Consider the following 9,069-nt stretch of genomic DNA (forward strand, 5'->3'; position numbering starts at 1 on the left):
TTAAAAAAGGATAAAGAAGAGATTGGGGCAGTCTGTATATTTTTAAGATGAGCAATTATGAAATTGATTCAATTATGTAACATACGCTTAAAAATTGATTTTTCCTTCTTTTTTCTCCCATCCTTTTCCTATGCAAGGTTTTTTTCCTTCATGCCATCCTAAGAACGACATCTTTACTTGTTTTTTACGTTGATATCCCGCGAACAAATGTTTTTGTGCACAACCTGTGGATAACATTGTGGATAAAAGGATGTGTTGATCATCGCCGACGAGCGTTTTTATCTGATCTATCAGGAGGCCAGTGACGAGGAGTGTCTGCTGACGATACAACCCTACTCCGACGAAACAGCATTGGGGGAAGCTATTCAAGAGCTGCAGATGAAGCAGGTTGAGGAATACACGATCATCAAGGGCAGGAAAATGACAGCCACCCTACGTCTGACGGTTGAACTGACAGAATCGGTTTGAGCAGGTTTAAGGAGAAGCGATCTGGTAATCATGGTAGTGAGGACCCATACATAAGTGTTTGACCTTTACTGACCTTTTGTGTATGATATTCTTACTAAGAGAGGAGGAGGACTAGATGCACATGAATTTAATTCCAACCGTTATTGAACAGACGAACCGCGGTGAACGTGCTTACGATATTTATTCGCGCCTGCTCAAAGATAGAATTATCTTTTTGGGAACTCCCATTAACGATACGGTAGCCAACATCGTGGTGGCCCAGTTGTTGTTCCTACAAGCAGAAGATCCTGATAAGGACATTCACCTCTACATTAACAGCCCTGGCGGTTCCATTACAGCTGGTATGGCGATATATGACACGATGAACTTTATCAAGCCAGACGTATCTACGATTTGTATTGGTATGGCAGCTTCGATGGGCGCCTTCTTGCTTGCAGCAGGTGCCAAAGGCAAGCGTTTGGCCCTGCCGAATAGCGAAGTCATGATTCACCAACCTCTGGGTGGTGCACAAGGGCAAGCAAGCGATATCGAAATCGCAGCAAAACGCATTCTGAAAATGCGTGACAAGCTGAACAGAATCCTGGCTGAGCGCACAGGCCAACCACTGGAGCGCTTGGAAAAAGATACAGACCGCGACAACTTCCTCTCCGCTGCTGAGGCGCTGGAGTACGGACTAATTGACAAGGTTATCACTTCCGAGGCTGCAGCAAAATAATAAGCATGTGTGAAAAGGCAAGACACCCGTTGCTATGAACGGGTGTTTTTGTATGCCAAAAAACAGATTACTAATTAAATTATGCTTGTGGAATATAGGCTTTTCCACTGCGAATCGCATTCGCATAATCCATCCGCCCGAATTGTTCAGCACGTCTGCTTGCCCGCTCCCAATCGTATGGAATGCACACATGCGCAAGCGACCATCCCTCTTCCACTCGCTGCAATATGGCATATTTGGCATGGGGCGAATGAGACTCCATGACATGCGGATGCGGGGATTCCTCATAATATGCCGGAAAACCTACACTCCCCGGATTCACGATCCACTTCCCGTCTGGCAGGAACACATTTTTGGGCACATGGGTATGACCGCATACGATGACCTTCTGCGGGATGGCCTGCAGTTCTGCTGACAGAACCTCAATTGGCTTATCGACTACTCCGTCTGCCGTTACCTTCTCGATGAGGCTTGCATCGTCTGTAAAGGGAGTGGCATGGCAAAACAGGATGTCTTCCCATGCACATCCGAAATGACAGCTATGGCTTCCCCGATTTGAAGACTCATACAATCTCCCCCTTTGCTCCTCTCACTATTTCTATCATCCTATCTTCTTTTCCCTTTTTTCCCAACAAAAAACGTCGAGCTGACGACAGAATCTTTCTGTGCCTGCTCGACGACTCTAAAATGGCGTTCAGCTGCTTATCAATACTCTTTTACGTTACCGACTCGTCATCGTCATTCAAAGCCTGTCTTGCAGCAGATCCGCCAGATAGGCCAGACTCGCCCTGCATGGTATCCACGGACGTTTCCTCTACCAGACCGTTCTGATAAGAAACCATGCCACCACCAAGTCCTTCGTTGATCATCCGATCCACGTCCATATCGTATGCGTCTCGGCCTTCATAGTTAGAATCTCGCTCGCTCATGGTATCCCTCCTTCAGCTCAGCATTATTTTTTCCTATTACATTGATTAGAAATGCCCTGATCGTGAAAAAACATGCCTATATACGCAAAAAACACCTTCCGACGGGGAAAGTGTTTTTCTTGTTCCTAGCTATTCTTCTTTGCTTACCAAGTTCGCAAGACTTGCAACTGCCTGGGGCGCATCTGGTCCTTCTGCCAAAATCGTAATTTCCGTTCCGGAGCTTATAGCGAGGCTCATGATACCCATGATGCTTTTGGCATTTACTTTCTTGTTGTCTTTTTCTACGAATACTTCGGATGCAAAACGGTTGGCCTCTTGTACGAAGAAAGCTGCAGGACGTGCCTGCAAACCGGTCTTCAGATTGACCATAACCTGCTGCTGAACCATCGATGGACCTCCTCACGCGAAAGAATCATTATCCCTTAGTATACCATGTATTTAGATCGAAATATTTTGTTTTTCTCGTAATTTGTCAGCGATTTCGTTAATTTTTCGCAGTCGATGATTCACTCCCGACTTACTGACAATTCCGCTCGGGAGCATTTCACCCAATTCTTTCAGATTGATATCTGGATGAATGAGCCTTAGCTCTGCCACCTCTCTCAAGCGTTTGGGCAAGTTCTCCAGCCCCATTTCCTGATCGATCAGCTGGATATTCTCCATTTGACGAGTGGCGGCATTTACCGTCTTGTTAATGTTCGCAATCTCACAGTTATGCAGTCGGTTTACAGAGTTGCGCATGTCTTTTACGATACGCACATCCTCGAAATAAAGCAGTGCCTGGTGAGCGCCGATCAGACTCAAGAACTCGGTGATTTTTTCGCCTTCCTTGATATAGAGCACATACCCTTTTTTGCGCTCAATGCACTTGGCATTCAATTTATAGCGATTGGCCATCTTGGTAAGAGCTTCACAAAAATCCTGATAGGAAGTGAAAATCTCCAAATGATAGCTGGACGATTCCGGGTGATTGACCGATCCTCCTGCCAAAAAGGCTCCCCGCAGGTAAGCGGCACGGCAGCATGAGGTTTTGACTACATCGGAGGAAATTCCCGGAACAAACGACATGCTCTGGTCCATGATGCCCAAGTCCTGCAGGATTTCATTCGCTTTGTTGGGAATGCGCACGATGTATACATTGTTTTTCTTCAAGCGCATTTTTTTGCGAACCAAAAGCTCTGTGTGGATGCTAAACAGTTTTTTGATCAAGGTGTAGATCCGTCTGGCAATCGCTGCATTTTCTGTGGTTACATCCAGCACCAGCCGGCCCGAACCAAATTGAAGACTGCCATTCATGCGAATCAATGCGGACAGTTCCGCCTTGTTGCAGCAATCGCCGGCCTCCTGCATGGTTAGTTCCTTTTTGGTATGCGCGGCGAATGACATTGACACCCACTCCTTCTCTTTCTTCAGCCCCTTCGCCTGCGCTTGACAAGTGATACAACCTGTTTGCTCACCGCATGTGCATCATGCCTCAGGTAACCATCCTCGAACGTAACCAATGGTTTTGCTACAATATGCAAACCCAGTTGGCGCAGCTGCTTCAGGTCATACCGGACAGGCTTGGCACCCTTTTCTGCGTACTTTTCCAATACGTGAAAGGGAAGTTTTGCTGAATTGACAATGATTGTATCCAAAAATGGTCCACCCACGTGCTGATACATGGCATTCACGTGATGCGAAGCCGCAAAGCCATCTGTTTCACCTGGCTGGGTCATGACGTTGCAAATATAAATCTTGGGCGCCGTCGAACGAGCAATGGCAGAGAACAAGCCACGCACGAGCAGATTCGGAATGATGCTGGTATACAGACTGCCCGGACCGATCAGAATCGCATCGGCATCCGCAATCGCAAGCAGCGCTTCATTCAACGGAGCAGCGTCTGACGGCTCCAGATAGACACGCTTGATTTCTTTACCCGCCAGCGGAATTTGCGACTCTCCAGCCACCAGCGTACCATCCTTCATCTCTGCGATTAACTGGATGGACTGGGTAGATGCAGGCAACACGTCCCCGCGTACCGCCAATACACCGCTCAAAGCCTTGACCGCTGTAACAAAATCACCTGTGATCTCGTTCATAGCTGCAAGTAGTAGATTTCCCAAATTATGCCCGGCTAATCCGGTGCCGGTAGAAAAACGGTATTGCATGACTTTTTCCATCAATGGCTCTGTATCAGCCAGTGCAGTAAGAACGTTGCGAATATCTCCTGGAGGCGGCATATCCATCTCAGCACGCAGACGGCCTGAACTTCCCCCGTCGTCAGCAACTGTTACGATGGCGGTGATATGAACCGACTCGTACTTCAAACCACGCAACAGGACCGACAGCCCCGTTCCTCCGCCGATTACGACAAGCCGCATCTGCTGTCGCTGAGGTCTCCCCATTCCCTTCGTCGGCATATGTCACCCCATTATTCTCTATTACACCTAACTCTCTTATCTCTTTCCTGCCATCTTATGCTTACTTGCTCTTCTCCATGTCTCGATGGCTGGTTCTGACCGTAAAATCTTGTCCGAAGGTTTTAGCCAGGTGTTCGACAATAGCAACAGAGCGGTGTTTCCCGCCTGTGCAGCCGATTCCGATAACCAATTGGCTTTTGCCCTCGCGCTGATAGTGAGGCAGGGTATAGGCCAAAAAATCGGTCAGCTTTTCAACGAATTCCTTTGTATCCGGATGACTCATCACATAGTCCGACACTTCCAGGTCACGGCCGGTTTTCGGTCGCAGCTCCTCAACATAGTGCGGATTGGGCAAAAAGCGTACATCAAACATTAAGTCGGCATCAATCGGTGAACCGTATTTGAAACCGAACGATTGTAAGTTAATGGTCAATGGCGAGCCCTGCTGACCGTATTGACTGATGATTTTTTCCCGAAGCTGTGCCGGCTTCATCTGACTCGTATCAATAATCTGATGCGCCAAGCCCTTCATCTCTTCCAGCAGTCGACGCTCAGCATGGATGCCTTCCAATGGCGAACCGTTCGATGATAGCGGGTGGCGACGACGCGTTTCCTTATAGCGAGAGACCAGGGTTTGATCATTCGCATCTAGATACAGGATGTGGAAGGAGAGCCCGTTCATCTCATTCAGTCGATCAATGGTTTGGGACAAGCTTTCAAAAAACCCTCTCCCACGCAAATCGATGACCAATGCGACTCGCTCAATACTTCCTCCAGACTGCTGCACCAATTCGGCAAACTTCGGGATCAGGACTGGCGGCAGGTTGTCTACACAAAAGTACCCCAAATCCTCCAGGCTTTGCACCGCAACGGTTTTACCCGCTCCTGACATCCCGGTGATGATGAGCAAGTTAATAGCCTTGTTTTTTCCCATATCCGTCACGCAACTCGCCTCCTACGATTCTGACAATAGCATACCATATTAAACGACATATTCGCATCCTTTTGAGCCCCTCCCCTAAATTCCAACCTGGAGAGTCGGTTACGCCAACAATGTAAATGGGGAAAAAAAGAGACGTGGCTCAATTTCAGCCACGCCAATCAATTTATATAGATAAGGGGGTTAATTCATTGTCTTTATATTACTCCCCTAATATTTCAGTAATGTTACAACGAAGTTAAGAGATTGTGACATTTTGTTCTTGCAGCTTTTCATTCAGCTCTTCAACATAGTGTTGAGCGGACTGAGCAGCAATCGAGCCGTCTCCCGTTGCTGTTACCACTTGACGCAGCGTTTTTTCGCGAACGTCTCCGGCAGCGAATACGCCTTTTACTTTGGTGTTCATTTTCTCATCGGTCAGCACGTAGCCTGCTTCGTTGGTAACTCCGAGACCGCGAACGCTGTCTGTCAGCGGGTCCATACCGACGTAGATGAAGACACCATCTGTAGCCAATTCGCTTTGCTCATTTGTCTTGACGTTCTCCAACAGCACGGATTGAACTTTGCCTTCGCCGCGAATTTCTTTTACCTGGGTATCCCAGATCACGGAGATTTTTTCGTTTTCCATTGCGCGTTTTTGCAGGATTTTTTGAGCACGGAATTGATCACGACGGTGAATAATGGTCACTTTGGAAGCAAAACGGGTCAAGAACACGGCTTCTTCTACCGCAGAGTCTCCACCGCCTACGACAACCAATTCTTTGCCGCGGAAGAAAGCTCCATCACATACTGCACAATACGATACACCGCGGCCGGAAAGCTCTTTCTCACCTGGCGCTCCGAGGAGACGGTGTTCGGCTCCTGTCGCGATGATCACAGATTTTGCCAGGTACTCCTTGTCTCCAGCAAGCACGCGTTTGTATGGCGCTTCGTCGCGAACTTCCTTGATATCTCCGTATGCATATTCAGCCCCAAACTGTTGAGCATGCTCAAACATTTTGGTGGACAGATCTGGCCCCAAAATAGAACCGAAGCCAGGATAGTTCTCAATTTCTTCTGTGTTCGCCATCTGTCCGCCTGGAATTCCTCGCTCCAGCATCAGCGTACTCATATTTGCACGAGATGTATATACGGCAGCCGTCATTCCGGCAGGGCCGGCTCCGGCAATAATAACATCATAAATTTTTTGATCACTCATATCCCTCGTCCTCCTTCTCAAGACGTGACTAGAAGCTTCTAATTTAAATTAATTATAAAATAATAATCTATTTAAAATCAAGCCTCGACAATAATTTGACGCACTTTGATACGGTCGCAGCAGATATTCCGTATTTTTTCGCCAAAGCTGCTTGGGATATTTTTTGTTCGCTTACAGTTCCGTATACATATTCTAATGCTGCTATCCATGCTACTGCTTTACGCACTTGCCCCGGATCGTCTGCCGTTTGCTGCAGATACTTCTTCCACGCTTCCAAGCACCACTTCGCAGCTTGTTCATGTCCTTCGTCGTGAAGGAGACGCTGTATTCCCGCTTCGACTGATTCATCAGCTTGATCTTTAACCGCTGTCTTGCGTTCCTCCGCAGCCGGACAGTCTGTAGGAAGCGAGGCTCCCATATCTGCCAGGGCCAGCAAAGCTAACTTTTGCAGCTGTGGATCGGTCGCCTGCTGGTAGAACTGTCGCACAGCCGTCTCTGCCTCATCGTCAGCAATGAGTGACAATGTCTGAAGCACCGCAAACTTCACTTCATCTCGGCCATGCTGCAAGGCCCACAGCAGTGAAGCACGAATCATCGGATCGGTCTTGAAATCTTCCACCCCTGTGAAAGAGGCCGTTTCCCAAGAAACTTCGCGCTGAGGCGGATTGTATTGGTAGGGGATCGGTTTTATAGTTTCCCCTTCCTGTTCGTTTTTTACCATTTGGATATATTGATCAGCGATACCTGCCTCCGGGTCAAGCTGCTTGGCTTTCTGCCACCAACGCAGCGCCTGATCCTTGTGCCCGCTCAAATAGGCTGAGATTGCCGCATAGTGATACGTGCACGCCTCATGGGGACGTCCCGATTTAAGCATGCGATGGTAGTTTATATACGCTTCTTCATGCTGTCCGAGTACGCCCATCGTCGTTGCCAGCTTGTAGATGTTCTCGGGATGGAAGGGAACGACCTTCTTTAGCGTGTCCATCACTTGGAGCAGCTCTTTGGTATGGTTATTATGAGAAAGGAGAACCGCCAAGTTGCATAGCGCATGCAGATTACCCGGCTCTATATCAAGCGTTTTACTGATCGTTTCCAGCGCCTGATCGAAGTCTCCTGCGTAATAGTAAGCCAGGGAAAGATTATTCCAGGCCGGCAAAAATGAAGGATCCGCTTCTACGATTTCTTTTAATGTATCCAGTGCTTCGAGAAAACGCCCTTCTTCCAGACTGCGACGCGCACGCTCATGCTTGTTGTAGATGTCTTCCTTTTCACTCGGAAGAAAGTGACGCGGCGGCATGTCTAATTCAAAATAAATATAATCAAGCAATTCCTCTGCATCTTCTCGGTATGATCCGTTGCTGTCCTCCTGCAGGTAGCGAATTGCCATCTCTTCGGCCATTTCGTAATCTTCCAGGTTTGCATAGTTGTTTGCCATGTAGAAATAGACTTCATACATGGTCGGATCCCACTTCTCTATGACTTCACTCAGAACTTCATTAGACAATTCAAATTTTCCGGTTTCAGCGAGTGCGCTGGCCAGATGGCAGTGGCACTCGGCATTGCTCGGTTCCAGCTCTACCGCTCGCCGAAAAGACCGCAATGCTTTTTCATAGTCGTACCGGTTTAAACATTTCATTCCGCGCTCAACAAAAAACGTAGCATCTTGCTGAAAGTCAACGACGGTTTTTTTCACAATACTTTTGTTATGTTTCATAGAACCTCCAACATCGTAGGAGCAGCACTCCCATCGTACCAGAAGGGCGGCGATGCCACAAGCTGACTAGTCTTGCAAATGTTCTTCCAATAAAAGCATGAAAACACCACTGCCTCTACAGCAAGTGGTGTCTATATCCAGGCTCTTGCCTGAAATTCTGCTATGGAGCGGACGACGGGTCTCGAACCCGCGACCTTCGCCTTGGCAAGGCGACGCTCTACCAATTGAGCTACATCCGCATACCCTGTTGTAAAAACTGGTGAGCCATGAAGGACTCGAACCTTCGACCCTCTGATTAAAAGTCAGATGCTCTACCAACTGAGCTAATGGCTCGTACATGGTGGCTCGGGACGGAATCGAACCGCCGACACGAGGATTTTCAGTCCTCTGCTCTACCGACTGAGCTACCGAGCCATTAAAATACAAATCGCCATTTCTAAGAAATGGCGGAGCTGACGGGACTCGAACCCGCGACCTCCGGTGTGACAGACCGGCGTGAACTCCAACTTCACCACAGCTCCACTAAGGAAGGATCGCTGAATTCGAAAACTATCTTACGGCATCAACGTTGCTTGCACATGGCTCTGAAGCCTTGTTCCTTCAAAACTGGATCTGCATGATTGCTAAGACATGTGGATAAGTCCTCGACCGATTAGTATTCGTCAGCTCCACGTGTTACCACGCTTCCACACCGAACCTATCA

At 48.0% G+C, this 9,069-nt stretch carries 10 protein-coding genes and 4 tRNA genes; 2 read left to right on the plus strand and 12 right to left on the minus strand.

All coding sequences use genetic code 11. The features are described 5' to 3' along the window. Nucleotides 1–252: 252 nt before the first annotated feature. Both JZI27_RS24095 and clpP read left to right on the plus strand, forming a co-directional pair. The gene (locus JZI27_RS24095; protein ID WP_280209714.1) at nucleotides 253–468 is read left to right on the plus strand and encodes a hypothetical protein; all 216 of its coding nucleotides are present in this window, start codon (nucleotides 253–255) and stop codon (nucleotides 466–468) included. 115 nt (nucleotides 469–583) lie between these two features. Then, nucleotides 584–1,183 (plus strand): ATP-dependent Clp endopeptidase proteolytic subunit ClpP, encoded by a 600-nt coding sequence (clpP, locus tag JZI27_RS24100; protein ID WP_122911112.1) that lies wholly within the window; start codon nucleotides 584–586, stop codon nucleotides 1,181–1,183. A gap of 79 nt (nucleotides 1,184–1,262) precedes the next feature. Here the strand turns inward: clpP and JZI27_RS24105 are convergent, their stop codons facing one another. The 12 genes from JZI27_RS24105 to JZI27_RS24160 form a co-directional block, all read right to left on the minus strand. Continuing rightward, complete coding sequence (locus JZI27_RS24105) at nucleotides 1,263–1,754, minus strand: metallophosphoesterase family protein (RefSeq protein WP_280209716.1); 492 nt, start codon at nucleotides 1,752–1,754, stop codon at nucleotides 1,263–1,265. Between the two features lie 145 nt (nucleotides 1,755–1,899). Next, the gene (locus JZI27_RS24110) at nucleotides 1,900–2,112 is read right to left on the minus strand and encodes a hypothetical protein (RefSeq protein ID WP_251243181.1); all 213 of its coding nucleotides are present in this window, start codon (nucleotides 2,110–2,112) and stop codon (nucleotides 1,900–1,902) included. Nucleotides 2,113–2,241: 129 nt separating this feature from the next. Then, nucleotides 2,242–2,499 (minus strand): HPr family phosphocarrier protein, encoded by a 258-nt coding sequence (locus JZI27_RS24115; protein WP_122911109.1) that lies wholly within the window; start codon nucleotides 2,497–2,499, stop codon nucleotides 2,242–2,244. 51 nt (nucleotides 2,500–2,550) lie between these two features. Beyond that, entirely contained in the window at nucleotides 2,551–3,498 is a 948-nt protein-coding gene (gene whiA, locus JZI27_RS24120; RefSeq protein WP_122911108.1) for a DNA-binding protein WhiA, read from the minus strand. Between the two features lie 23 nt (nucleotides 3,499–3,521). Continuing rightward, nucleotides 3,522–4,514 (minus strand): gluconeogenesis factor YvcK family protein, encoded by a 993-nt coding sequence (locus JZI27_RS24125; protein ID WP_280209718.1) that lies wholly within the window; start codon nucleotides 4,512–4,514, stop codon nucleotides 3,522–3,524. A gap of 61 nt (nucleotides 4,515–4,575) precedes the next feature. Beyond that, nucleotides 4,576–5,448, minus strand: a complete 873-nt coding sequence (gene rapZ, locus JZI27_RS24130) for an RNase adapter RapZ (RefSeq protein ID WP_276531855.1) — start codon at nucleotides 5,446–5,448, stop codon at nucleotides 4,576–4,578. Between the two features lie 244 nt (nucleotides 5,449–5,692). Further along, nucleotides 5,693–6,673, minus strand: coding sequence for a thioredoxin-disulfide reductase (gene trxB / locus JZI27_RS24135; protein ID WP_276531850.1), 981 nt, complete (start codon nucleotides 6,671–6,673; stop codon nucleotides 5,693–5,695). Nucleotides 6,674–6,719: 46 nt separating this feature from the next. Continuing rightward, a complete protein-coding gene (locus JZI27_RS24140) occupies nucleotides 6,720–8,366 on the minus strand; it encodes a tetratricopeptide repeat protein (RefSeq protein WP_251243177.1) in 1,647 nt (548 codons plus the stop codon). A gap of 163 nt (nucleotides 8,367–8,529) precedes the next feature. Further along, a tRNA-Gly gene (locus JZI27_RS24145) sits at nucleotides 8,530–8,605 on the minus strand. Nucleotides 8,606–8,623: 18 nt separating this feature from the next. Beyond that, nucleotides 8,624–8,699: transfer RNA gene (locus JZI27_RS24150), tRNA-Lys, on the minus strand. A gap of 5 nt (nucleotides 8,700–8,704) precedes the next feature. After that, nucleotides 8,705–8,780, minus strand: a tRNA-Phe gene (locus tag JZI27_RS24155). Nucleotides 8,781–8,810: 30 nt separating this feature from the next. Beyond that, nucleotides 8,811–8,887: transfer RNA gene (locus tag JZI27_RS24160), tRNA-Asp, on the minus strand. Nucleotides 8,888–9,069 lie beyond the last annotated feature (182 nt).

It is taken from the genome of Brevibacillus sp. AY1 (assembly GCF_029870785.1).
Taxonomy (GTDB): domain Bacteria; phylum Bacillota; class Bacilli; order Brevibacillales; family Brevibacillaceae; genus Brevibacillus; species Brevibacillus invocatus.

Bases quoted from the DNA above. Each gene is read 5' to 3' on its own strand.
- clpP (WP_122911112.1), top strand. From the start codon at position 584: ATGCACATGAATTTAATTCCAACCGTTATTGAACAGACGAACCGCGGT.
- JZI27_RS24110 (WP_251243181.1), bottom strand. From the start codon at position 2,112: ATGAGCGAGCGAGATTCTAACTATGAAGGCCGAGACGCATACGATATG.
- JZI27_RS24115 (WP_122911109.1), bottom strand. From the start codon at position 2,499: ATGGTTCAGCAGCAGGTTATGGTCAATCTGAAGACCGGTTTGCAGGCA.
- whiA (WP_122911108.1), bottom strand. From the start codon at position 3,498: ATGTCATTCGCCGCGCATACCAAAAAGGAACTAACCATGCAGGAGGCC.
- JZI27_RS24125 (WP_280209718.1), bottom strand. From the start codon at position 4,514: ATGCCGACGAAGGGAATGGGGAGACCTCAGCGACAGCAGATGCGGCTT.
- rapZ (WP_276531855.1), bottom strand. From the start codon at position 5,448: ATGGGAAAAAACAAGGCTATTAACTTGCTCATCATCACCGGGATGTCA.
- JZI27_RS24140 (WP_251243177.1), bottom strand. From the start codon at position 8,366: ATGAAACATAACAAAAGTATTGTGAAAAAAACCGTCGTTGACTTTCAG.